This window comes from Mycobacterium persicum (assembly GCF_002086675.1).
GTDB classification, from domain to species: domain Bacteria; phylum Actinomycetota; class Actinomycetes; order Mycobacteriales; family Mycobacteriaceae; genus Mycobacterium; species Mycobacterium persicum.
In genome coordinates, this window is the sequence record NZ_MVIF01000012.1 from 13,917 (window position 1) to 37,506 (window position 23,590).

General features: G+C 67.3%; 19 protein-coding genes and 1 pseudogene. 17 read left to right on the forward strand and 3 right to left on the reverse strand.

Annotated elements, in window-relative coordinates:
• Positions 1-55: 55 nt before the first annotated feature.
• The 12 genes and pseudogenes from BST40_RS06290 to BST40_RS06345 all read left to right on the forward strand — a co-directional run bounded on the left by BST40_RS06290 (position 56) and on the right by BST40_RS06345 (position 13,903).
• Positions 56-646 (forward strand): (2Fe-2S)-binding protein, encoded by a 591-nt coding sequence (locus BST40_RS06290; RefSeq protein WP_162877295.1) that lies wholly within the window; start codon positions 56-58, stop codon positions 644-646.
• Positions 647-649: 3 nt separating this feature from the next.
• Positions 650-1,627 carry an FAD binding domain-containing protein gene (locus BST40_RS06295; protein WP_075546939.1) on the forward strand — a complete coding sequence of 326 codons (978 nt, stop codon included), beginning with the start codon at positions 650-652 and terminating at the stop codon, positions 1,625-1,627.
• Entirely contained in the window at positions 1,624-3,801 is a 2,178-nt protein-coding gene (locus BST40_RS06300; protein ID WP_075546938.1) for a xanthine dehydrogenase family protein molybdopterin-binding subunit, read from the forward strand. The genes BST40_RS06295 and BST40_RS06300 overlap by 4 nt, the downstream gene beginning before the upstream one ends.
• A 255-nt stretch (positions 3,802-4,056) precedes the next feature.
• Positions 4,057-4,500, forward strand: coding sequence for an MmpS family transport accessory protein (locus BST40_RS06305; protein WP_241780244.1), 444 nt, complete (start codon positions 4,057-4,059; stop codon positions 4,498-4,500).
• Positions 4,497-7,538, forward strand: coding sequence for an MMPL/RND family transporter (locus tag BST40_RS06310; RefSeq protein ID WP_075546936.1), 3,042 nt, complete (start codon positions 4,497-4,499; stop codon positions 7,536-7,538). The genes BST40_RS06305 and BST40_RS06310 overlap by 4 nt, the downstream gene beginning before the upstream one ends.
• A 93-nt stretch (positions 7,539-7,631) precedes the next feature.
• A pseudogene (locus BST40_RS06315) lies at positions 7,632-7,969 on the forward strand (glutaredoxin family protein).
• Positions 7,970-8,019: 50 nt separating this feature from the next.
• Positions 8,020-9,417: a glutamyl-tRNA reductase gene (locus BST40_RS06320; protein WP_075546934.1), complete on the forward strand. Its 1,398-nt coding sequence runs from the start codon at positions 8,020-8,022 to the stop codon at positions 9,415-9,417.
• Positions 9,418-9,430: 13 nt separating this feature from the next.
• Entirely contained in the window at positions 9,431-10,384 is a 954-nt protein-coding gene (gene hemC / locus BST40_RS06325; protein WP_075546933.1) for a hydroxymethylbilane synthase, read from the forward strand.
• A 16-nt stretch (positions 10,385-10,400) separates the two neighbouring features.
• A complete protein-coding gene (locus BST40_RS06330) occupies positions 10,401-12,071 on the forward strand; it encodes a bifunctional uroporphyrinogen-III C-methyltransferase/uroporphyrinogen-III synthase (RefSeq protein WP_089025033.1) in 1,671 nt (556 codons plus the stop codon).
• 19 nt (positions 12,072-12,090) lie between these two features.
• On the forward strand, positions 12,091-13,071 hold the full coding sequence (gene hemB / locus BST40_RS06335; RefSeq protein ID WP_082275383.1) for a porphobilinogen synthase: 981 nt from the start codon (positions 12,091-12,093) through the stop codon (positions 13,069-13,071).
• Between the two features lie 11 nt (positions 13,072-13,082).
• Positions 13,083-13,625, forward strand: a complete 543-nt coding sequence (locus BST40_RS06340; RefSeq protein ID WP_083153817.1) for a DUF3093 domain-containing protein — start codon at positions 13,083-13,085, stop codon at positions 13,623-13,625.
• Positions 13,622-13,903: a hypothetical protein gene (locus tag BST40_RS06345; protein WP_075546929.1), complete on the forward strand. Its 282-nt coding sequence runs from the start codon at positions 13,622-13,624 to the stop codon at positions 13,901-13,903. The genes BST40_RS06340 and BST40_RS06345 overlap by 4 nt, the downstream gene beginning before the upstream one ends.
• On the opposite strand, the gene BST40_RS06350 is transcribed toward BST40_RS06345, so the two are convergent.
• On the reverse strand, positions 13,887-14,336 hold the full coding sequence (locus BST40_RS06350; RefSeq protein ID WP_075546928.1) for an STAS domain-containing protein: 450 nt from the start codon (positions 14,334-14,336) through the stop codon (positions 13,887-13,889). The two genes, BST40_RS06345 and BST40_RS06350, sit on opposite strands and share 17 nt — an antisense overlap.
• Positions 14,337-14,781: 445 nt before the next feature.
• Between BST40_RS06350 and BST40_RS06355 the strand changes: the two genes are divergently transcribed.
• The gene (locus BST40_RS06355) at positions 14,782-15,999 is read left to right on the forward strand and encodes an acyltransferase family protein (protein ID WP_371686801.1); all 1,218 of its coding nucleotides are present in this window, start codon (positions 14,782-14,784) and stop codon (positions 15,997-15,999) included.
• Positions 16,000-16,092: 93 nt separating this feature from the next.
• Complete coding sequence (locus BST40_RS06360) at positions 16,093-16,752, forward strand: Rv0518 family GDSL lipase (RefSeq protein ID WP_371686803.1); 660 nt, start codon at positions 16,093-16,095, stop codon at positions 16,750-16,752.
• A gap of 263 nt (positions 16,753-17,015) precedes the next feature.
• Here BST40_RS06360 and BST40_RS06365 read toward each other — a convergent pair whose 3' ends face one another.
• Together BST40_RS06365 and BST40_RS06370 are read right to left on the reverse strand one after the other, a co-directional pair.
• Positions 17,016-19,184: an acyltransferase family protein gene (locus BST40_RS06365; RefSeq protein ID WP_075546927.1), complete on the reverse strand. Its 2,169-nt coding sequence runs from the start codon at positions 19,182-19,184 to the stop codon at positions 17,016-17,018.
• Positions 19,185-19,194: 10 nt separating this feature from the next.
• The gene (locus tag BST40_RS06370; RefSeq protein ID WP_075546959.1) at positions 19,195-20,106 is read right to left on the reverse strand and encodes an alpha/beta hydrolase; all 912 of its coding nucleotides are present in this window, start codon (positions 20,104-20,106) and stop codon (positions 19,195-19,197) included.
• A gap of 269 nt (positions 20,107-20,375) precedes the next feature.
• Here BST40_RS06370 and BST40_RS06375 point away from each other — a divergent pair, with 269 nt between their 5' ends.
• From BST40_RS06375 to BST40_RS06385, 3 genes are all read left to right on the forward strand, one after another.
• On the forward strand, positions 20,376-21,518 hold the full coding sequence (locus BST40_RS06375) for an LLM class flavin-dependent oxidoreductase (RefSeq protein ID WP_083153819.1): 1,143 nt from the start codon (positions 20,376-20,378) through the stop codon (positions 21,516-21,518).
• Positions 21,519-21,714: 196 nt separating this feature from the next.
• The gene (locus BST40_RS06380; RefSeq protein WP_075546925.1) at positions 21,715-22,458 is read left to right on the forward strand and encodes a class I SAM-dependent methyltransferase; all 744 of its coding nucleotides are present in this window, start codon (positions 21,715-21,717) and stop codon (positions 22,456-22,458) included.
• 185 nt (positions 22,459-22,643) lie between these two features.
• On the forward strand, positions 22,644-23,522 hold the full coding sequence (locus BST40_RS06385; RefSeq protein WP_075546924.1) for a universal stress protein: 879 nt from the start codon (positions 22,644-22,646) through the stop codon (positions 23,520-23,522).
• Positions 23,523-23,590: the final 68 nt, after the last annotated feature.

The window sequence follows — 23,590 nt, forward strand, 5'->3', positions numbered from 1 at the left end:
GGCCGGGATCCGAGTTTAGCAACGATGTTGCGAGCTGCACTTCTACAGTGGATCCGTGGACGACCGACTTGGGTTCCGAGTCAATCGCCGGACGTTCGTAAGCGCCTCCGTCGCCGTGGGCGGTGTCGCCGCCGTCGCTACCGTTGCCGGATCTGAGCGAACCGTCCAGGATGAAATCCACACCGCTGTGGTGCGGGCCGAGATCAACGGCGAGCCTCGAGAAATCGCCGTCGACACCCGCACGTCGCTGCTGGACATGCTGCGCGAGCGGGTGGGACTGCCCGGCACCAAGAAGGCCTGCGACCACGGCGCATGCGGTGCCTGCACGGTGCTGGTCGACGGTCGGCGGATCAACTCCTGCCTGACCCTGGCGGTCATGCACGAGGGTGCACAGATCACCACTATCGAAGGCTTGGCCGGTTCGGGCGGCCGACTCCATCCTCTGCAACAAGCGTTCATCGACGAGGACGCCTTCCAGTGCGGCTACTGCACCGCCGGCCAAATCATGTCCGGCGTCGCTTGTATTGCCGAAGGGCACGCGGGTTCGCCCGAGGAGATACGAGAATGGATGAGCGGCAACATCTGTCGTTGCGGCGCCTACACCAACATCGTGAACGCGGTCGCGGCTGTGGCGCGAGACCGGTAGCACGTGTTCCCGTTCCGCTACCTCAAAGCGACCGACGAGCAGGCGGCGTTGCAGGCAGCCGCGGCCGGCGGCCGCTATATCGCCGGGGGTACCACGCTGGTCGACCTGATGAGGGAGACCGTCGAACGCCCCGATTCGCTGGTCGACATCAACGCGCTTCCGTACCGCTGGATCGAGGTCCAGCCGGAAATGATCCGCGTCGGATCTCTGGTGCGGATGTCCGACCTTGCCGCTCATCCCGTCGTCCGGCAACAAGCCCCGGTGATCAGTCAGGCTCTTGAGCTCAGCGCCTCCGCTCAGCTGCGCAACATGGCGTCTATCGGCGGCAACCTGCTGCAACGCCCGCGGTGTCTGTATTTCCGCGACGTGTCGGCCGCATGCAACCGACGCGCCCCGGGCACCGGCTGCTCGGCGATCGACGGACGTAACCGCAGCCACGCAATCCTCGGTACCAGCCGGCACTGCTGCGCTACCCACCCTTCAGATCTCGCCGTTGCACTGGTCGCGTTGGACGCCGTTGTCGTCAGTCGTGGAGCCTCCGGGCGGCGGCGATTTACGCTGGCGGAGCTCTTCTGCCAGCCGGGTGACACGCCGCACCGCGAGCACAATCTCGAACCGGGCGAGCTGATTGTCGGGATCGAGGTACCTCTCGGGCCGGAGGCCCGCCGGTCCGGATATCTCAAGGTGCGCGATCGCCAGTCATACCAATTTGCGCTGGCCTCGGCGGCCGTGGCACTCGACATCGTCGCCGGCACGATACGCAGCGCGCGGGTCGCCGTTGGCGGCGTCGCCACCGTCCCGTGGCGGTTACCGGCCGTCGAAAGGGAGCTACAGGGGCGCCCGATCGACGCGGGCCTGTTCCGCCGCGCCGCCGAACTATCGGTTGCCGATGCTCAACCGTTGCGGGAGAACGGTTTCAAGGTCGGCCTTCTCCGGCGCACTGTCGAAAGGCAATTGGCCACCGTGGCGGCAATGCCATGACCCACGCATTCACCGCCGCGAAGGTCGTCTCCGGCCAGCCGGTCAGCCGGGTGGACGGGCCGCTGAAGGTGACCGGTAAGGCCAGCTACACCGCCGACAACCAGATTCCCGGATTGCTCTACGCCGCGCTGGTCTGTAGCACCGTCGCATGCGGCGGGATCAAGCGCCTGGACGCCGGTGCCGCGTTACGCCAGCCCGACGTGCTTGCCGTACTGACCGACTTCACTGGGGTGAAACTGCCTTTCGACACCCGGCTGGTGGCCTTTTTCGGACAACCGATCGCCGTGGTGATCGCGACGACGCTCGAGTCGGCGGTCCACGGCTCAGAGCTGGTCGACGTGCGGTATTCGAGTCGGCCGCCGGTTACCGATATTGATGCGGCACATGCGGACCAGCGGCCCGGCCGATTCATCCGCGACTATTCCCGCGGGTTCGCCGATCAGGCGATTCGCCGTACCTCGGTGATGACGGACCTGCGGTTCAGCATCGCGCGCAACGACCACAACCCCATGGAGATGCCTGCGACGATTGCCACCTGGGATCGCGATCGCCTCACGATATGGGACAAAGTGCAAGACATCAGCGCGGCCCAGAAGTTCTACGCCGACGCCTTCGGTCTACCCACCGATCAGGTCCGGCTGATTTCGCCGTTCGTGGGCGGTTCGTTCGGTAGCGCCAGCCGGACCTGGCCGCATCAGGTGCTGACCGCTTTCGCGGCTCGCCGGATGCGACGACCCGTCAAGTTGGTATTGACTCGCCGGCAGATGTACAGCGCAATCGGATACCGGCCCACCAGTCGGCAGCGCATGGCGATCGGGGCAGACGAATCCGGGCGCCTCAGGGCGATGATCCACGAAGGGCATACCGAGACGGCCAGGTACGGCGACTACGAGGACGGGCTCGTCCGTAGTCCGCGGATGCTCTACCGCGTCCCCAACATGCGATCGACGTATCGCGTGGTGCCGTTGGACGTCGGCCTGCCGTGGTTCATGAGGGGCCCCGGCGCGGTCACCGGAGCGTTTGCGCTCGAGTGCGCCATGGACGATCTGGCACACCGCCTGCGCATGGATCCGATCGAATTGCGGATGCGTAACGAACCCGATGTCGACCAGACCTCGGGGATGCCGTTTTCCACCCGGCGGCTCACCGAATGCCTGACCCGGGGCGCGGCGAGGTTCGGATGGAACCGGCGCAATCCGACACCCGCCACCACCCGCGAGGGCGATCTCTTTGTCGGGCTCGGGGTGGCCGCCGCCGGCTATTACACCTATCGCAGCCAATGTTCGGCGTTCGCAAAGGTTTTCGCCGACGGCACCGCCGAAGTGCGATGCGGAACCAGCGACATGGGGCCGGGGACCTACACGTCGATGACCCAGGTCGCCGCGGATGCCCTCGGGATGCCGTTGAGCCGGGTGCGATTCGCGTTGGGTGATAGCAGTTTTCCGCCGGCACCGCCGCACTCGGCCTCCCGAACCATGGCCAGTGTGGGTTCTGCGGTGTACACCGCCGCGAACATGCTGCGCGACAAGTTCATTCGCGCGGCGGTCACCGACCCGCGATCCCCGCTGAGCGGTCTGCGTCCGGCGGACGTGGTGGTCGTCGACGGCCGCATGGTCGCCACGGCCTCCGGGGCCGGATCCGAGCCCGGCGAGTCGTATCAGGACCTGTTGCGCCGCCGCGGTTGGTCCGGTTTGGATTCACAGCAGACCTGGACGCCCGACGACGCCGACCGCCGATACTCCATCTACGGCTACGGAGCCGTATTCGCCGAGGTCGTCGTCGACCGTTTGCTGCCGACCGTGCGGATCCGCCGCATGTATGCGTGCTACGACGCCGGCCGGGTGATCAATCCCAAACTCGCGCACAGTCAGGCGATCGGGGGGATGGTCGGCGGGATCGGGATGGCGTTGCTGGAGCGGACGGAGCTGGATTACCGCGACGGCCGGATTGTCAACGCGAACATGTCGGATTACCTGGTTCCGGTCAACGCCGACGTCCCGGCGCTGGACGCGACCTTTTTGCCGGCCGAGGACACGATTGCCGATCCGATCGGCGTCAAGGGGCTCGGCGAGTTGGTGATCGTCGGGGTACCCGCAGCGATCGCCAATGCCGTGTTCAACGCCACCGGCAGACGCGTCACCGATTTGCCCATCACCCTGGAGAGGCTGCTGTGACCCGTCGGATCCGAGCGCCGCGCGGGGCACCGGTAACGAGGTTTGTCGGAAATCCGAAATGCATTCAGCAGGTCGGCGGTAGCGTCTACGCTGCGAGCGCAGACGAGACATCGGATTACCACGCACGTTGGAGATTTCGGGAGGTTCAGATTCGCGCACTGGGCGCTCTCGACCACGCTCCTTGATCGGGGCGAGCCGGGGGCGACGCACCCGATGCCGCAGTCTATGGTGTGGGCCCGGTGGCGGAGCACGAAGGTGAGGATGAGTCCGGTTACCAGCGTTGTGAAACGAATGTGGCTGCTGCTGGCCGTCTCAGCCGTGGCGATTGTGGCAGCGCTGGGTATCTATCGTCTCCACCGCGTCTTCGGCGCTCACGAGCATCCCGCCGTGATGGCCAAGGCTGATATCGGTGTCCCGCTGTTCAACCCGAAGCAAGTGGTCTACGAAGTTTTCGGCCCCGCCTCGACCGCAAGGATCGCCTACCTGGACCCCGACGCCCGCGTGCTGCAGCTGCCGGACGTGCCGCTGCCGTGGTCGCAGACGGTCACCACGACGCTGCCCGCGGTCAGTGTGAACCTGATGGCGCAGAGCAACGCCGACACCATCGGCTGCCGGATCATCGTGAACGGCGCCGTCAAGGACGAAAGGTCGGTCACCAGACCCAAAGCCTTGACCTTTTGCCAGGTGACATCGGCATGAGCGAACGGGATGGCGCGGCGGCGCCAAAGCGCCCGCTTCTGCCGCGGCTGATCCGCCGTTTTGCGGTGCTGATCCTGTTGTTATGGCTGGGGTTCACCGCGATCGTCAATCTCGCCGTTCCGCAGCTGGAAGCGGTGGGAAAGGCCCACTCGGTATCGATGAGCCCCAGCGATGCGCCGTCGATCGAGGCGATAAGACGCGTCGGCCAGGTATTCAAGGAGTTCGACTCCGATAATGCCGTGACCATTGTGCTGGAAGGCGATAAGCCACTCGGCGACGCGGCGCACCAATTTTACGGCGAGCTGATGAAAAGGCTTTCAGCTGATACCAAGCACGTCGCACACATTCAGGACTTCTGGGGTGATCCGTTGACCGCCGGCGGATCACAGAGCGCGGACGACAAAGCCGCATATGTCGTGGTGTATCTCGTCGGTGACAACGAAACCGAAGCATACGCGTCGGTGCACGCCGTCCGGCATATCGTGGACACCACACGGCCGCCGCAGGGTGTCAAGGCCTACGTCACCGGTCCGTCGGCACTGAACGCTGACCAGGCCGAGGCCGGGGACAAAAGCATCGCCAAGGTCACCGCGATCACCAGCCTGGTGATCGCGGTGATGCTGCTTTTCATTTACCGCTCCGTGGTCACCGCGTTTCTGGTCTTGATCATGGTCGGGATTGACCTCGGGGCAATCCGGGGAACCATTGCCTTTCTCGCCGACCACAACGTGTTCAGTCTCTCCACTTTCGCGACAAATCTGCTGGTCCTGTTGGCCATTGCGGCCACCACGGACTACGCGATATTCATGCTCGGTCGTTACCACGAAGCGCGCAACGCCGGCGAGGATCGCGAGACTGCCTTCTACACGATGTTCCATGGGACCGCCCACGTGATCTTGGGCTCCGGATTGACCATTGCCGGCGCCATGTATTGCCTCAGCTTCGCCCGGCTTCCGTATTTCAATACGCTCGGCCCGCCCTGCGCGATAGGCATGCTCGTCGCGGTCTTCGCAGCCCTCACGTTGGGCCCCGCGGTGCTCGCCATCGGCAGCTTCTTCAAGCTTTTCGACCCCAAGCGGAGATTGAACACCCGCCGCTGGCGGCGCGTGGGGACGGCAATCGTCCGCTGGCCGGGGCCGGTGCTGGCCGCGACGTGCGTGATCGCCTTTATCGGCCTGCTGGCGCTGCCCAGTTACAAGACGACCTACGACCTGCGCAAGTTCATGCCGGCCAGCATGCCGTCCAACGTCGGGGATGCGGCGGCGGGCCGGCATTTTTCGCGGGCCCGGTTGAACCCCGAGGTGCTGATGGTCGAGACCGACCACGATATGCGTAATCCGGTGGACATGCTGGTGTTGGACAAGATCGCCAAAAACATTTACCACAGTCGCGGTATCGAACAAGTCAAGTCGATTACCCGGCCGTTGGGAACAACTATCAAGCACACGTCGATACCGTTCATCATCAGCATGCAGGGTGTCTCGAACACCGAAAACATGCAGTTCATGAAGGCGCGTATGGACGACATGCTGATACAGGTACAGGCGATGGATGTCTCCATCGCCACGATGCACACGATGTACGAACTCATGGGCGAAGTCATTGACAATACCGTCGACATGGACCACCTCACCCACGACCTGTCGAATATCACCAACACATTGCGGGATCACATCGCGGATTTCGAGGACTTCTTCCGGCCGATTCGCAGCTACTTTTACTGGGACAAACACTGCTACGACATCCCGGTCTGCTGGTCGATCAGATCAATATTCGACATGATCGACAACGTCGATCAAATGAGCGAGAAACTCGAATATCTGGTCACGGACATGGATATTCTGGTGAAACTCCTGCCGCAGATGCGCGCCCAGATTCCACCGATGATCAACACGATGACGATCATGCGGGACATGCTGGTTGTCTGGCACGGGACATTGCAGTCGTTCTATGACCAGTCCGATACGGGCAGCAAGGATCCCGGCGCGATGGGCCGGGTCTTCGACGCCGCGCAAATCGATGATTCCTTCTATCTGCCGCAGTCGGCGTTCAAGAATCCCGACTTCCAGCGCGGCCTGAAGATGTTCTTATCGCCGGACGGCAAAGCGGCCCGCTTCATCATTGCTCTGGAGGGCGATCCCGCGACATCGGCGGGTATCGCCCGGGTCGAGCAGATCAAGGATGAGGCGCGCGAGGCCATCAAAGGCACTCCGTTGCAGGGCGCCGCCATCTATCTGGGCGGTACCGCGGCGACGTTCCGCGACATTCAGGAGGCCGCCACCTTCGACCTGCTGATCGCCGGAGTGGCCGCGATCAGTTTGATCGTCATCATCATGATGCTCATCACCCGAAGTGTCGTCGCCGCGGCCGTCATCGTCGGGACGGTGTTGGTATCCATGGGGTCGTCGTTCGGCCTGTCGGTGCTGGTATGGGAGGACATCCTCGGCATCGAGTTGTACTGGCTGGTATTGGCGATGTCGGTGATCCTGCTGCTGGCCGTGGGATCGGATTACAACCTGTTGCTGATCTCGCGGCTCAAAGAAGAAATCGGGGCGGGGCTCAATACCGGGATCATCCGCGCGATGGCTGGCACCGGCGGAGTGGTGACGGCCGCAGGCATGGTGTTCGCCGTGACCATGTCGCTCTTCGTGTTCAGCGATCTGCGGATCATCGGTCAGATCGGCACCACCATCGGGTTGGGCCTGTTGTTCGACACGTTGATCGTCCGCTCGTTCATGACACCGTCCATTGCCGCGTTGTTGGGACGCTGGTTCTGGTGGCCGCAGCGGGTCCGCCCGCGCCCGGCGAGTCGGATGCTGCGGGCCTACGGGCCTCGCCGGCTGGTCCGCGCCCTACTGCTGCCGCCCAACGGCACCTCGGCAGCCGGGGACCGGCGCGCCGGTTTCGGTCCCGGCGGAGCCCGATCAGCGATGCCCCACGAGGCGGCGTCCCGGCCTCTCGACGACGCCGACGATTCGGGCGGCGCCGGCCAACACCACTGGCAAGCCCGGGACACCGACCCCGAACCCGCGCCCTAACGAACCCCGCGCCCGGTAAGGCGCGCTTCGCCGAGCACTCGAGAACCCGACGAGCCCGCGTCCCGCGGCACCGGGAATGCCACACTGGTGCCCATGACGCCGTCAGCACCGCGGTCCGGGCGCCGCCAGGTGGAGCTGCTGACCCGCGACGGCTGCGCGATCTGCCTGCGGGTACACGCGCAGCTGGCCGAGCTGTCCCGAGAGCTGGGGTTCGAGTTGGTCAGCACCGACGTCGACGCCGCTGCCGCGGCCGGGAAGACCGGCCTGCGGGCCGAGTTCGGCGACCGGCTGCCGGTGATCTTGCTGGATGGTCGCGAACATAGTTACTGGGAAGTCGACGAAGCCCGGCTCCGCGCTGACCTGGCCGGCTGAGAAGGCGCTGGCAGGTCGCTCAATTATTTGGTAGCCCACCTGACAACCGTCTACCGTAGAAAGCAGTTCACTTCTCAAGGCGCAAGGGAGCGGGCCAGGTGGTGCTGCCGTGAGCATCCTGCTCTTCGGGGTTTCGCACCGCAGCGCGCCGGTTTCCGTCTTGGAACAACTCAGCATCGACGAGTCCGAGCAAGTCAAGATCGTCGACAAGATTTTGCAATCAGCGCTGGTCACCGAGGCCATGGTGCTGTCGACGTGCAACCGCGTCGAGGTGTATGCGGTGGTGGAGGCGTTCCACGGCGGCCTGTCGGTGATCGGCCAGGTACTGTCCGAGCACTCCGGCATGTCGATGGGTGACCTGACCAAACACGCCTACGTCCGCTACAGCGAGGCCGCGGTCGAGCACCTGTTCGCGGTGGCCAGCGGCCTGGATTCGGCCGTGATCGGCGAGCAGCAGGTGTTGGGCCAGGTCCGCCGCTCGTATGCCGCCGCCGAGGCCAACCGCACTGTGGGCCGGGTGTTGCACGAACTGGCCCAGCGGGCGCTGTCGGTGGGCAAGCGGGTGCACTCCGAAACCGGAATCGATGCTGCCGGTGCTTCGGTGGTGTCGGTCGCCCTGGACATCGCCGAACGACACCTGGGCGGGCTGGAGGCCAAGACCGCAGTGGTGGTCGGCGCCGGGGCGATGGGTGCGCTGTCGGCCGCCCACCTGACTCGGGCCGGTATCGGGCGGATCCGGGTGCTCAACCGCTCGGTGCCGCGGGCGCAGCGGCTGGCGGGCAAGGTCCGCGGAGCGGGCGTACCGGCCGAGGTGATGAGACTCGATCGCCTGGCCGAGGCGCTGTCCGACGCCGACGTGGTGGTCTGCTGCACCGGAGCGGTGAGTCCGGTGGTTTCGCTGGCCGACGTGCACCATGCGCTGGCTCACGCCCGCCGAGACGAAGAGACCCAACCGTTGGTCATCTGCGATCTGGGGATGCCCCGCGACGTCGATCCGGCGGTGGCCGGCCTGCCGGGCGTCTGGGTCGTCGACGTGGACCGCGTCCAACACGAGCCGTCGGCCCACGCCACGGCGGCCGACGTCGACGCCGCCCGCCACATCGTCGCCGCCGAAGTTGCCGCCTACCTGGTGGGGCAGCGGATGGCGGAGGTAACGCCGACGGTCACGGCGTTGCGCCAGCGGGCCGCCGAGGTGGTGGAGGCGGAGTTGCTGCGCCTGGAGAACCGGCTACCCGACTTGGAGCGCGCCGAGCGTGACGAGGTGGCCCGCACCGTGCGGCGGGTGGTGGACAAATTGCTGCACGCGCCCACGGTGCGGATCAAGCAACTGGCCAGCGCTCCCGGCGGCGACAGCTACGCCGAGGCGCTGCGCGAGCTTTTCGAACTCGATCAGACGGCTGTCGATGCCGTCGCAACCGCAGCCGAATTGCCAGCGGTGTCCAGCGGATTCGACGCGGGCAGGCACCCCGGTGACCTGCCGCACGACCGGAACCCGTTTGGCGAGTAGCTGATTGTCACACGTGATCCGGATAGGTACCCGGGGCAGTCTGCTGGCCACCACCCAGGCCGCGACGGTCAGAGACGCGCTCATCGCCAACGGCCACCCGGCCGAGTTGGTGACCATCAGCACCGCCGGCGACCGGTCGTCAGCGCCGATCGAGACGCTCGGCGTGGGCGTCTTCACCACCGCGTTGCGTGAGGCCATCGAAGACGGTCGCGTCGACGCGGCCGTGCACTCGCACAAGGATTTGCCCACCGCCGAAGATCGGCGGTTCACAATCGCGGCGATACCGCGGCGCAACGATCCCCGCGATGCGGTGGTGGCCCGCGACGGGCTGGTGCTGGGGGAGTTGCCGGCCGGATCGCTGGTCGGCACCTCCTCCCCGCGGCGGGCCGCACAGCTTAGAGCATTGGGTCTCGGTTTGGAAATCCGCCCCCTAAGAGGCAACCTAGATACCAGGTTGAACAGGGTAAGCAGTGGTGATCTTGACGCCATCGTGGTGGCCCGGGCAGGTCTGGCCCGGCTGGGCCGCCTCGATGATGTCACCGAGACGTTGGAGCCCGTGCAGATGTTGCCAGCGCCGGCGCAAGGCGCGCTCGCCGTCGAATGCCGGGCAGCTGACCACCGGTTGGCGGCGGTGCTGGCGGAGCTGGACGATGCCGACACGCGAGCGGCGGTCACCGCGGAACGAGCCCTGCTGGCCGAACTGGAGGCCGGTTGCTCGGCACCGGTGGGCGCGATCGCCGAGGTGGTCGAGTCCATCGATGAGGAGGGGCGGGTCTTCGAAGAGCTGTCGCTGCGCGGCTGCGTGGCGGCGCTGGACGGATCCGACGTGATCCGCGCGTCCGGCGTCGGCACCTCCGGTCGGGCACGGGAGCTCGGCCTCTCGGTCGCCGCGGAGCTGTTCGAACTGGGTGCCCGAGAACTGATGTGGGGAGCGCGGCACGACCCGCGCCAGGAAAAATTTGAGTGACGTGGGAGCGACAATGATGACGCGAGGGCGTAAGCCGACTCCGGGCCGCATCACTTTCGTGGGTTCTGGTCCCGGCGACCCGGGTCTGCTGACCACACGGGCTGCCGCGGTGTTGGCCAACGCCGCCCTGGTGTTCACCGACCCCGATGTACCCGAACCGGTGCTGGCGCTGATCGGCAAGGACCTGCCACCGGTATCCGGGCCGGCGCCGGCGGCCGCCCATGCGGGGGAGAACGTCGGCGTGGCTGCGGGAGAGTCCGCTCCGAGCGCCCCGGCGGTGGTCTCGAGCGGCCCCGACATCCGCCCGGCGCTGGGCGAACCCGCCGATGTGGCCAAGATGCTGACCACCGAGGCCCGTTCGGGTGCCGACGTGGTGCGGCTGGTGGCCGGCGACCCTTTGTCGGTGGACGCGGTCATCACCGAGGTGAACGCCGTGGCGCGCACCCACCTGCACTTCGAGGTCGTGCCCGGGCTGGCCGCCACCAGCGCGGTCCCGACCTATGCCGGGCTGCCGCTGGGGTCGTCGCACACGGTGGCCGACGTGCGCGGCGAACTCGATGACACCGATTGGGATGCGCTGGCCGCTGCCCCGGGACCGCTGATCCTGCAGGCGACCGCGTCGCATCTGGCCGACGCCGCGCGCACCCTGCTCGACCACGAGCTGGCCGACACGACGCCATGCGTGGTCACCGCACATGGCACCACCTGCCAGCAGCGCTCCGTCGAAACCACGCTGCAGGGACTGACCGATCCGGCCATCCTGGGCGGCGCCGACCCCGCTGGCCCGTTCGCCGGCCCGCTGGTGGTGACCATCGGCAAGACCGTGAGCAACCGGGGCAGGCTGAACTGGTGGGAGAGCCGGGCGCTGTACGGCTGGACGGTGCTGGTGCCCCGCACCAAGGACCAGGCCGGCGAGATGAGCGAGCGGTTGACGTCCTACGGGGCGCTGCCGGTCGAGGTGCCGACCATTGCCGTCGAACCGCCGCGCAGCCCCGCGCAGATGGAACGCGCCGTCAAGGGCCTGGTCGACGGCCGGTTCCAATGGGTGGTGTTCACCTCGACCAACGCGGTGCGGGCCGTCTGGGAGAAATTCGGCGAATTCGGACTGGACGCGCGGGCGTTCTCCGGGGTCAAGATCGCTTGTGTCGGCGAATCGACCGCCGACCGGGTTCGGGCCTTCGGGATCAGCCCCGAGCTGGTGCCGTCCGGTGAGCAGTCGTCGATGGGTCTGCTCGACGAATTCCCGCCATATGACAGCATTTTCGACCCGGTCAACCGGGTCCTGCTGCCGCGCGCCGACATCGCCACCGAAACGCTGGCCGAGGGACTGCGCGAACGTGGCTGGGAAATCGAGGACGTCACCGCCTACCGGACCGTGCGGGCCGCGCCGCCGCCGGCGGCCACCCGCGAAATGATCAAGACGGGCGGTTTCGACGCGGTGTGCTTCACCTCGAGCTCAACCGTGCGCAACCTGGTCGGCATTGCCGGCAAGCCGCACGCACGCACCATCATCGCCTGCATCGGCCCCAAAACCGCCGAGACCGCCGCAGAATTCGGGCTTCGGGTGGATGTCCAGCCGGAGACCGCCGCGGTGGGTCCGCTGGTCGACGCCCTGGCCGAACATGCCGCCCGATTGCGCGCCGAGGGCGCGCTGCCGCCGCCGCGCAAGAAGAGCCGCAGGCGCTAGTGGCCGCGGGTCGCCGCGCATGAGCTCCCCGCGGCAGCGGCCACGCCGGCTCCGCTCAACCCCCGCGATGCGTCGTTTGGTGGCGCAAACCTCCTTGGAGCCAAGGCATTTGGTGCTACCGATGTTCGTCGCCGACGGTATATCGGAATCGCAGCCGATCCGTTCTATGCCGGGCGTGGTGCAGCACACCCGTGATTCGCTGCGCGGCGCCGCCGCCGACGCGGTCGCCGCCGGAGTGGGCGGGCTGATGCTGTTCGGTGTGCCCCGGGACGCGTCGAAAGACGCTATCGGTTCGGCCGGCACCGACCCGGACGGCATCCTCAACGTCGCGCTTCGGGACCTGGCCAAGGACCTGGGCGACGCGACGGTGTTGATGGCCGACACCTGCCTGGACGAGTTCACCGACCACGGGCATTGCGGTGTCCTCGACGAGCGCGGCCGGGTCGACAACGACGCCACCGTGGACCGCTACGTGGAACTGGCGGTGGCCCAAGCACGGGCAGGGGCCCACGTGGTCGGTCCGAGCGGGATGATGGACGGCCAGGTGGGCGCGATCCGCGACGGCCTGGACGCCGCCGGCTACACCGACGTGGTGATCCTGGCCTACGCCGCCAAGTTCGCCTCGGCCTTCTACGGACCCTTCCGGGAGGCGGTGAGCTGCAGCCTGTCCGGCGACCGGCGGACCTACCAGCAGGAACCGGGCAATGCACGCGAGGCGCTGCGGGAAATCCAGCTGGATCTGGACGAGGGTGCCGACATCGTGATGGTCAAACCGGCGATGGGATACCTGGACATCGTGTCCGCGGCGGCCGCCAATTCACCGGTGCCGGTGGCCGCCTACCAGGTCTCGGGGGAGTACGCGATGATTCGCGCGGCCGCGGCTCACAACTGGATCGACGAACGTGCCGCCGCGCTGGAATCGCTGACCAGCATCCGGCGCGCCGGGGCCGATATCGTGCTCAGCTACTGGGCCGCCGAAGCGGCGGGTTGGCTTTCGTGACGGAGGCTTCCATGACATCAGCGGGGGACACCAAATCCAAGCCGTTGTTCTACGAACCCGGCGCCAGCTGGTACTGGCTGTTGGCCGGTCCGATCGCGGCGGTGTCGATGATGTTGATCGAAATGTCCGGCGGCGGCGGGGTTGGGCTGGTGACGCCGGCGATTTTCCTGGTGATGGTGTCGGTGTTCGTGGCGGTGCAAGTGAAGGCGGCGCGCATCCACACCTCCGTGGAACTCACCGAAGACGCGTTGCGACAGGGCACCGAGACCATCCTGGTGTCCGAGATCGTGAAGGTGTTTCCCGAGCCGGAGAATTCGGAGGCATCGGGCAAGCCGTTGGCCACGTGGCAGTCGGCGCGGGCGCTCGGCGAACTGGTCGGGGTGCCGCGGGGCCGGGTGGGCATCGGTCTGAAGCTCACCGGGGGCCGCACCGCCCAAGCCTGGGCGCGACGACATCGTCACCTGCGGGCTGCGCTGACTCCACTGGTCACCGAGCGCGTCGAGCCCGTCCAGGTGGACGTCGACGATGACGACGACACGGGGTCGGCGCGGTGACGGCCCGTCACCGGGCGGTGGCCGAGCTGGCCGTGTCCGTGGTCGCGGCGGTGGCCACCGCGGCAAGCTGGCTGCATACCCGGTCGACAGTGGTGGTGGGGCCGGTTGCCGACGGGCAACCGGTCACCGTGTCCGTGGTCTATCACCCGCAGCTGCTGGTGCTGACGTTGTTGCTGGCGACGGTCGCCGGAATTTTCGCGGTGGTGGGGGCGGCCCGGTTGCGGCGAAGTGCCCGGCCATCGGCGGGCGCTGAGCGGACTGCTAAGCCGTCTTCCTGATCAGCGGCAGGACCAGCTGACGGCGGCTGACGATGGCGTCGGCCAAGTCGCGAAGCGCCTCGTGGACGGAGCCGGTGAGCGGAAACGGTGCGTCGTCGGGGTCGTCACCGAGCAGCTGGCGGACGGCCGGGCTCGCGACCAGTGACCACTGCACACCGGCGGCTTGGCAGTTCTCGTCAAGCGTCTGCAACAGTGAGAGGCCGGCCGCGGAGAAGTAACTGACGCCGCTCAGGTCGAGGACCACCGGGTGATCCTCGAGGATGAACCGCCCAAGGTACTTGCTGACCTCATCGATATTGACGGCGTCGATGTCTCCGCGGATGGTCAGCACCGTGGCCAGGTGACGACAATGCGCCCGAATCTGCGCGCCGGCGCAGTCGTAGGTCCAGTTTCCCCGTCGACCCGTCGGATCAGCGACGTCGGCGATAGTCATGAGCGGCCTCACTCCCCGTGGCAGTCTGGCCACCAACGCTAACCCGCAAACATAAGGAGACCGAAAGCCGCGTTTAACTCTTTGCTAAGAGCGATTTTCGCGGAAGTTGCCGAGCCTCCAGCAACGTCGGTCGCACCGGGGCGGCGGTTTTTTACGGCAATCTCCCAGGATGCGCCGGTGCCGTCGGGAGCGTCTCGCTGTTAGGCTGCGATGGCTGCCCATCGCCCAGTCGGCGGGCCAGAGAACAGGCGGGTCGCCCGCTCAGCCGAAGCAGCAGGCGCACGCCCGACGACAATGCGCGCCACGTAGCGAGGTGGGGCACCGGCACCACCGCCCGTCGGGGAGCTTGCGGGGCGGAGTCGGGCATTGGATGACGAAACAGCAGAGTCCAGACGGAAAGAGCGTCGTGCGCACCGGAGATATCACCGCAGACATCAGGGGTGAGATCCGCGGGGAGATCAAGTCGCTGACCGGACTTCGCATCATCGCCGCGGTATGGGTCGTGCTGTTTCACTTCCGGCCGATGCTGGGCGATGCATCGCCGGATTTCCGTGACGCGCTCGCGCCGGTGCTCAACTGCGGTGCCCAGGGCGTCGACCTGTTCTTCATTCTCAGTGGCTTTGTGCTGACCTGGAACTACCTCGACCGGATGGGCAGGTCCTGGTCGACCCGCGCCACCGTGCATTTCCTGTGGTTGCGGCTGGCCCGGGTGTGGCCGGTCTACCTGGTCACCTTGCACCTGGCCGCACTGCTGGTGATCTTGAGCCTGCACGTCGGGCATGTGCCGCTGCCGGAAGTGAGAGATCTCACCGCTATCAGCTACCTCCGGCAGATCCTGTTGGTGCAGTTGTGGTTTCAGCCGTTCTTCGACGGGTCCAGTTGGGACGGCCCGGCCTGGTCGATCAGCGCCGAATGGCTGGCCTACCTGCTGTTCGGTGTGCTCATCCTGGTGATCTTGCGAATGGAACGCGTTACCCGCGCCCGCAGCCTGATGCTGCTGGCTTTCGCCGCGTCGTTGCCGCCGGTGCTGCTGCTGCTGGCCAGCGGCCAGTTCTACACGCCGTGGAGTTGGCTGCCGCGCATCGTCACACAGTTCATCGCGGGGGCGCTGGCCTGTGCCGCGGTGCGCCGGTTGCGGCTGTCCGATCGTGCCCGCCGGGTGGCCGGATACCTTTCCCTGCTGCTGATCGCGGTCATGGTGGCCGTCATGTACTGGTTGGACGCGCATCCCATCACCGGAGTCGTAGACAGCGGCGGCGTGGTCGACGTGCTGTTCGTTCCGCTGGTGATCACGCTGGCGGTCGGCCTGGGCAGCCTACCGGGACTGCTGTCGACGCGGCTGATGGTTTACGGCGGGCAAATCTCATTTTGCCTGTACATGGTGCATGAGCTGGTGCACACCGGGTGGGGCTGGGCCGTTCTCCAATTCGATCTGACGCCGCAGGACAACCCGTGGAAATGGAACATCATCGGCCTGCTGGCGATCGCCGTGGGCGCCTCGATCCTGCTGTATCACTTCGTCGAGGAGCCCGCGCGCCGCTGGATGCGCAAGATGGTAGATGTAAGAGCAGTGCACCGGAAAAGCGAATCCGCTGAGTCGACGAGCGCCACGCTTCATCCGATCGACGGTGCGCGGGAAGCGGTTTCGGCCCGCGCGGGGTGACGGTTGCAGCGCGTCGACGGCAAGTTCGCCGAGATTCCTCGTACGATGACGGCGCCGTATCCCAGCGGAGGTTTGGTAGTGAGTCGGGTGGCCATGTTCATCATTGGTCTGACTCTGGTGGCCGCCGCGACCCCGGCAGCCCCCGGCTACCGCCCGTTGACCATGGATTTCCGGCTCACCCACCTCGCGGTGATCGGCGACTCCTATACCGCCGGCACCGACGAGGGAGGCTTGGGCGCCACGTCGTGGACGGCGCGCGCCTGGCAGGCGCTGGCTCGTGCCGGAGAGCGGATTGCCCCCGATGTGGCGGCCGAGGGCCGAGCCGGTTACGGGGTGCCCGGTGACCATGGCAGCGTCTTCGAGGATCTGACCGCTAGGGCGGTCAAGCCCGACGATGTGCTGGTGGTGTTCTTCGGGTCCCGCAACGACGCGGGTGTCGAGCCGCAATTGCTGGCCGAAAAGGCCGGCGCGACTTTCGATCTGGCCCGCCGCTTGGCGCCGTCGGCGAGGTTGCTGGTGATCGGGCCGCCGTGGCCCGCCGCCGAGGTCCCCGACTCGGTGCTGCAGATTCGCGACGTGCTCAACGCTGCGGCGCACGCCGCGGGAGCAGCATTCGTCGATCCAATCGGCGACGGCTGGTTCGTGGACAGGCCCGAGTTGATCGGCGCGGACGGCGTGCACCCCACCGACGCCGGGCATCAATATCTGGCGGACAAGATCGCACCGCTCATTCGCGCGCAGTTACCGCGATGAGCGGGCTGATTTTCGTCCAAATCTTCAGCCGCACAAGGTGGTAGGGGTCGCCACTCAGTCTTCCGCGTGCCTTTCGTAGTCCCAACGCTCAAGGCGCGCTTGCAATTGCACGAGACCGAGTCCGGCGACTGGCGTAAGCGCCGTCACAAATATCACCATCAACGGACTCATCTCGAAACCTCCAAGACTCCTTCAGTGATAACACGTTCTGCGTGGTTATGTGGTTCATTCGCAAAGAAATTCATCCGTGTCGTAATCCAACGTCACCCTTCGGCCAGGGCGCGATCGGCCAGCGCCCCGATAACCGGTGTCAGCAGCTGCGAGTACTCGGTTGTCACGTGGTTGTCGTCGCGGAACACCAGGGTGTTGCCCACGATCACCGGGCATCGCTCGGTGCTGCAAAATAGATCGGTCAGATCCGCATAGTGGCCGCCGGCGGCTGCGGTGGCCGCCTGCTCGGCGGCGATACCGTCGCCATTGGCGGCCACCGACCGAAGGGGCGCGCAGCCGCGTGCGTCGTCCAAGTGGGCGGAAAGGCACGTCGGCACCGAAGAATGCGGATCGGCGACCGGGCCCAGCACCAGCACCGCCGAACCGTTGCTGCGCAGCTGGGCCACCGTCCGGAACAGCGCATCGATCCACGCCGGGTCGTAGGACGCGAAGCTGAAGTCCGCGTGGTAGCGGCGGCTCATGCCCAGCACCACCAGGCGCGGCCGCTCGGCCCGCAGCCGGTCGAGTATCTCGGCGCGCCACTGTTCGCACTCGGTGTACCTGCGGCCCAGGTACGGGCTGACGATCGGCAGGTCCAGCAGCGGGCAGGTCACTTTGCCCAACGTCTCCAGCCGCCAGTGCCGCTGCGTGGCGGCCTGTTGCAGAGCCGGGTCCCACATGGCGGCATGCGAGTCGCCGACCAGCGCGATGGTCGTCGCCGACGCGGTGTCGGCCGAAGCGCACTCGCGCTGGCCGACGTCACGCCAGGACCGCAGGCAGCCGTTGACGAAGACGGGGGCCTTGTCGCCTGGCGCCGCAGCCAGCGGCGGGTTCAGATTCGTCGGCACCGCCCGCAGGTCCGCGGCGGCAGCGACGGCGTCGCGCACCTGGGCGAAGAGACTCCGGATCGCCGCCTCCCGCGGGCTCGGGGCGTTGGCGCTCGCGGCCGCCGAGGGTAACGCGGCGATCTTGGCCTCGGGGGCGGCGGCTCCGTGGCCGGCCGGTGCCGGTATCGCGGTCAGCAATACCGCGGACGCGCACGCCGCGACGGCGCTGGTCGCACCGGCCAGTGCCAGGCTCGCCCTGGCGGATCGGCGGAACGCCGCGGCGAACCGGCCGGGATTTTCGACCAGATGCAGCGTGATCACCGCAAGCCCGGCCGAGACGATGGTGGCCGCCAGCCTGGCCGGCAGTCCGGCGGAATCGCCGAGCAGCGGCGGCATCAGGAGCAGCACCGGCCAATGCCAGAGGTACCACGAGTACGACACCCGCCCGATCGCGCGCATGGCCGGACGGCACAGCACGCGACCGACTCCCATCGCGCCGGTGACGCAACCGCTGCCGATCACCAGCGCGGTGCCCAGCACCGGCAGCAGCGCCGCGGTGCCGGGGTAGGGAGTACCCGGGCCCAGCTGGGTGCAGGTCAGCAGGATCAGCGCCAGACCGCCCCAGCCGACGACTGCCGCGGGCGCCAGCGGCAGCCGTCGCCAATGACCGATCGAGAGGGCCACCAACCCGCCGGCGGCTAGTTCCCAGGCGCGGGTGGGCAGCGAGAAGAACGCCCACGACGGCGACGTGCGGGTCCAGACCGCCGCCGCCGCCAGCGACGCCGCCGCCACCAAACCCAGGGCGACGGCATACGGCATGGCCCGCGACCCGGTGCCGCGACCGACTCGTCGGACCAGCCATCCGGTGCCGATGATCAGCGCCGGCCACACCAGGTAGAACTGTTCCTCGACGCCCAGTGACCAGTAATGCTGGAAGGGCGACGGGGGCTGGTCGGCGGACAGGTAATCGGTGCCTTGCCCGGCGAACCGGTAGTTGCCGACATACAACGCGCTGGCAATGCCGTCGACGAAGACCCGCCGCGCTTGCAGGGGCGGCAGCAGTGCGGCGGCGCCGATCGCGGTGGCCACGCCGACGGTAGCCGCGGCGGGCAGCAGCCGGCGCGCCCGCGCACCGTAGAAGCGGCCCAGCCGGACGGTACCGGTGGTGGTCACCTCGCGCCACAGCAAGCCGGTGATGAGGAAGCCGGAGATGACGAAGAAGACGTCCACGCCGATGTAGCCGCCGACGATGCCCGGTATGCCGGCGTGATAGAGCACGACGGCGACCACCGCGACCGCCCGCAAGCCCTCGATGTCCGGGCGGAAAGCGATCCCTCGATTGGGCCGCCCAGCTGAACGGAGCGGGCCGGCGGGGTCTTTCGGGGGAGCTGTCATCTGGCCGGCTTCAGGACGCCATCCAGGCCAGCTCGGCGGGCAGTTGTCCGCGCCAATAGTCCGTGTCATGCCCGCCGGCGGAGAAGCTGCCCGCCGGGGCCGTCTTCAATTGGCTGACGAACTGCCGCGTGGCGAAGTAGAACCGATCGCCGATGCCGCAGTCCACCCGCAGCGGAATCTGGTTCAGCGCCGGGAGGCCTAGGACACTGTGGGCCACCCAGTCGTCGTAGCTGTCGAACGCGCCGGGTGCGCTGCCGGTGAACGAGGTGTACAAGGCCGGGCTGATCGCGCAGATTCCAGCCGTCCGGGCCGGGCCCAGCCGAGCACCCAGCAGCAGCGCGCCGTATCCACCCATGGACCATCCCAGGAATCCCACCCGGGTGGTGTCCATCCCCATCGAGGCCAGCAGCGGCAGCAGCTCGTCGAGCACCATCGCGCCGGAGTCGGTGCCGGATGCCCTGCGGTGCCAGTAGGTGTTGCCGCCGTCGACACCGACCACCGCGAACGGCGGCTTACCCGCCTTGACCAGCTGGGCCAACCCCTCCTCGACGCCGAGCTCGAGCATCATGCCGGCGTTGCCGTCCTTTCCGTGCAGGGCGATGACCGGCCGCAACAACCTGGTCTGGCCCGGCGGCAGGGCGATCACCCAGTTCGTCTGGATACCGCCGCGGGCAGCCGAGATGAATGAGCCGGACAGCTTGGTCGGCAAGCTGCTGCCGGCCGCCGGGGGCTCGAACGGGGCCGGCGCCTGCGGTGGCGCCGCCTGGGGTTTGAGCGGATCCAGCAAGGCGCTCAGAGCCCACACACCAGCGGCTCCCGCGCTGGCTCCGGCGCCCATCCGCAGCACCGCGCGACGGGTCAGGTCAGCCACGGGGCCATAATGCCGCCCCGACAGGGTTTTTCCCGGCGAGCCACGCCGCATCGGTAGCCCAATCGTGACGCCGGGCCGCGGCCGCGTGGATTCCAGGGCTCCGCACGCGGCAAATGCACACTCTTGCACCACCGGTCGCTCGGATTGGGGAGGTTTTCGCCCTTGGCCGGCGGTCGTGTGGCCTCAATCATGGACAGCACGCGGTAGGGCATCGGAGCTGACCAGGGCAGCTCACGGCCGGCTCAACGTCAGCGACCCGCGCGCGGCCATCGTCGTTGGCGAGCTCGGCCGTTGGCCTTGGTATTAGAAAGAGGACCCGGATGAGCCTGGCTTTTCATTGGTTTCTGCCGACGTACGGCGATTCACGCAATCTGGTTGCGGGTGGGCACGGTACCGCGATGCGTGGCGACCGGCCCGCGACGCTGAAGTATCTGCACCAGATCTGCGCGGCCGCCGAAACCAACGGTTTCGAGGCGGTGCTCACCCCCACCGGGTTGTGGTGCGAGGACGCCTGGCTGACGACGGCGATGCTGGTCGAGCGCACCGAGACGCTGAAGTTTCTGGTCGCCTTGCGTCCCGGCCTGACCAGTCCCACCCTGGCCGCCCAGATGGCTGGCACCTTCCAACGCCAGTCCGGCGGCCGGCTGCTGCTCAACGTCGTCACCGGCGGCGAACCGCACGAGCAGCGCGCCTACGGGGACTTCTTGGACAAACAGTCGCGGTATGCCCGCACCGCCGAGTTCCTGCACGTGGTGCGACAACTGTGGAGTTCGAGTGAGCCGGTGACCTTCACCGGCGACCACATCGGTGTCGAAGGAGCGGCGCTGAACAACCGGCCCGACCCGGTTCCCGCGGTGTTCTTCGGCGGATCATCGGGCCCCGCCGGGCCGGTAGCGGCGAAGTATTCCGATGTGTACCTCACCTGGGGCGAGCCGGTGGCGGCGGTCGGGCAGAAGCTGGACTGGGTCGGCGGGCTGGCGGCCGAGCACGGCCGAACTCTGCGGTACGGCTTACGGATTCACGTGATCAGCCGGGACACCTCCGCGCAGGCCTGGGCCGAGGCCGATCGGCTGCTCGAAGGTATCGACCCGGCGGATGTCGCCAGGATGCAGGCCAACCTGGCGCGCAGCGAGTCGGAGGGACAGCGCCGCATGGTCGAGCTGCGCGGCGGCAGCAACGACCGACTGGTGATCGCGCCCAACCTGTGGGCCGGGGTCGGCCTGGTGCGCGGTGGGGCGGGCACCGCGCTGGTCGGATCCCACGACGAGGTCGCCGACCGGCTGGCCGAGTATGCGCAGTTGGGCATCACCCACTTCGTCCTGTCGGGATATCCGCACCTGGAAGAGGCCTACTGGTTCGGTGACGGCGTGCTGCCGCTGCTCGAGCGCAGGGGTCTGTGGGCGCGGCCCAACGGTCAGTCGCCACCGGCCCCGGTGCCGTTGGCGGTTGTCTCGGCGCATTAGCCCGTCACCGATTACCTTGCCCGCCAGGATATTTAGCGGGCCAGCCGGCACGCGGGCAGCGCGCTGACCCGCGACCGCGCCACCTTGTTGTAGACGATTGCGTTCCTTACGCAGCTCGGCTATGGTGGGAACTTAGTGAACGCAATCGTATACAACGTGGAGTGCGTTCCCCCATCGACAAGGAAGCGAGAATCCCATGACAACCGAGGTGAACGTTGCCGGTTTCGAGCCGTTGTACGGCGATCCGGAACTGACCGACGGCTTGATCCCGTGGGACATCGGCGGCCCGCCGCCGGTCATCGAGCAGCTGGTCGCCTTTGGCGGCATCCGCGGCGAGGTCCTCGACCCGGGCACGGGTCCCGGCTACCATGCGATTCACTATGCGTCCCAAGGGTTTTCGGTGACCGGGATTGACGGGTCAGCTTCGGCCATCGAGCGGGCCAGGCGCAACGCGGAACACGCGGGCGTCACAGTCGACTTCCGGGTGGCCGATGCCACCCGCCTGGACGGTTTCGAGCGCCGGTTCGACACCGTGGTGGACAGCGCCTTCTATCACGTCTTCTTAGGCGACGAAGCCACCCAGACGCGCTACGCGCAGGCGCTGCACCGGGCCACCAAACCCGGAGCACGGCTCTACATGTTCGAGTTCAGCCCGCACAACGTCAACGGCATCCAGTGGGCCGGCATACCGGCGGACAACTTCGACCGGGTGCTCGGCGCAGGCGGATGGCGGGTGGATTACCTGGGCGCCACCAGCTACCAGGCGCGCTTCCTGCCGCAGACCTTCGACGCGATGACCAAAGTGGTCTCGGAGAGTCAGGACGAGATGCTCGCGCGCATGCGACCGCTCATGCGGCAGCTGAACGTGCTGCAGCCGCTGCTGCAGGACCACCGGGTACACCTTCCGGTGTGGGCCGTGGTGGCCACCCGCCTGGACTGAGGCGGCCACGTTGGTCGCCAAACCCTCATGAGCCCAACGGCTTTCGTGTCGCCGCCGGCCACGACAAGATGCGCCGACGGCCGCTGCGCGACCGGCGTGTGACCGGCGACCACACGATTAGGGACCAACGCCTCCTGACACCGGCGCCGACGTTTGCCTAACGTCCATGGTGAGGAGGTGCACCGGTGCCGGTGGATGCAATTGTGGGATACGACGGTTCGCCGGGGGCGAGTGCCGCGATAGCTGCCGGTGCGTTGTTGTTTCCCGGGGCGCACGGGTGGATTACCTATCTGTGGGTTCCGCCGTTCGCGAGTGACAAGGTGCGCCGGCGGCTGCGCCCCATGGCTCGTGACGCGAACGAGCTGGCCGAAATGGTCGAGCGCGAGGGTGAGTGCGAGGCCCAGCGAATCGTCGGGATGGGGGTGACGCTGGCGCGCGCCGCCGGGTGGCATGCCGAGCCGCTGCTGAAGCGGACCTGGGGTCCGGAGGGGCTGCGAATAGCGCAAGCGGTCGACGATGTGCAGGCGGACCTGGTGGTTGTCGGGGCCCGCGGGCTCGGAGGGACCCAAGCGGTGCTGGGCAGCGTGTCCGACATGGTGCTGCATTACTGCCCCAAGCCGGTGGTCGTGGTGCCGCATCCGATGCTGTCAGCCGAGTACGAAGCGCTGGCCAACGGGCCGATCCTCGTCGGCTGGGACGGGTCGAGCGGCGCCGCTACGGCGTTGGCGACGGCCCAGCGGCTGTGCCCGCAGCGAGATGTGTTGCTGATATCAGTCGGCGATGGCCCAGCGCCCGCACCGCCGGTCGATTCCTCGGGAGCGGCAGCCGCAGACGTTCTCCGGTTGACCGTCAACCGAGGTCACGGTCTCCGCGCTCGTGCCGTCTCGGAAGCACTGGTGGCGGCCGCCGACGACCACGATGCGGCTCTGGTGGTGGTCGGCTCCCGGGGACGTTCCGGCGCGCGAGACGTGGTGCTGGGCAGCGTAGCCGTGGGAACCGTGCACCACTCCCATCGACCGGTGATGGTCGTCCCGGGCGGGTGGGAGGTCGTCGCCGGATCATGATCGGCCGGCCCGGGCCGCGCGGTTCGCCGGCCCCCGTCGGCAATGTGAAAAGGGTCGCAAGGGGTCGC

Excerpts from the sequence above, each read along its gene's own strand:
- BST40_RS06300 (WP_075546938.1), top strand. The coding sequence starts at position 1,624 with ATGACCCACGCATTCACCGCCGCGAAGGTCGTCTCCGGCCAGCCGGTC.
- BST40_RS06310 (WP_075546936.1), top strand. The coding sequence starts at position 4,497 with ATGAGCGAACGGGATGGCGCGGCGGCGCCAAAGCGCCCGCTTCTGCCG.
- BST40_RS06330 (WP_089025033.1), top strand. The coding sequence starts at position 10,401 with ATGACGCGAGGGCGTAAGCCGACTCCGGGCCGCATCACTTTCGTGGGT.
- hemB (WP_082275383.1), top strand. The coding sequence starts at position 12,091 with ATGAGCTCCCCGCGGCAGCGGCCACGCCGGCTCCGCTCAACCCCCGCG.
- BST40_RS06340 (WP_083153817.1), top strand. The coding sequence starts at position 13,083 with ATGACATCAGCGGGGGACACCAAATCCAAGCCGTTGTTCTACGAACCC.
- BST40_RS06350 (WP_075546928.1), bottom strand. The coding sequence starts at position 14,336 with ATGACTATCGCCGACGTCGCTGATCCGACGGGTCGACGGGGAAACTGG.
- BST40_RS06360 (WP_371686803.1), top strand. The coding sequence starts at position 16,093 with ATGTTCATCATTGGTCTGACTCTGGTGGCCGCCGCGACCCCGGCAGCC.
- BST40_RS06365 (WP_075546927.1), bottom strand. The coding sequence starts at position 19,184 with ATGACAGCTCCCCCGAAAGACCCCGCCGGCCCGCTCCGTTCAGCTGGG.
- BST40_RS06370 (WP_075546959.1), bottom strand. The coding sequence starts at position 20,106 with ATGCGGCGTGGCTCGCCGGGAAAAACCCTGTCGGGGCGGCATTATGGC.
- BST40_RS06375 (WP_083153819.1), top strand. The coding sequence starts at position 20,376 with ATGAGCCTGGCTTTTCATTGGTTTCTGCCGACGTACGGCGATTCACGC.
- BST40_RS06380 (WP_075546925.1), top strand. The coding sequence starts at position 21,715 with ATGACAACCGAGGTGAACGTTGCCGGTTTCGAGCCGTTGTACGGCGAT.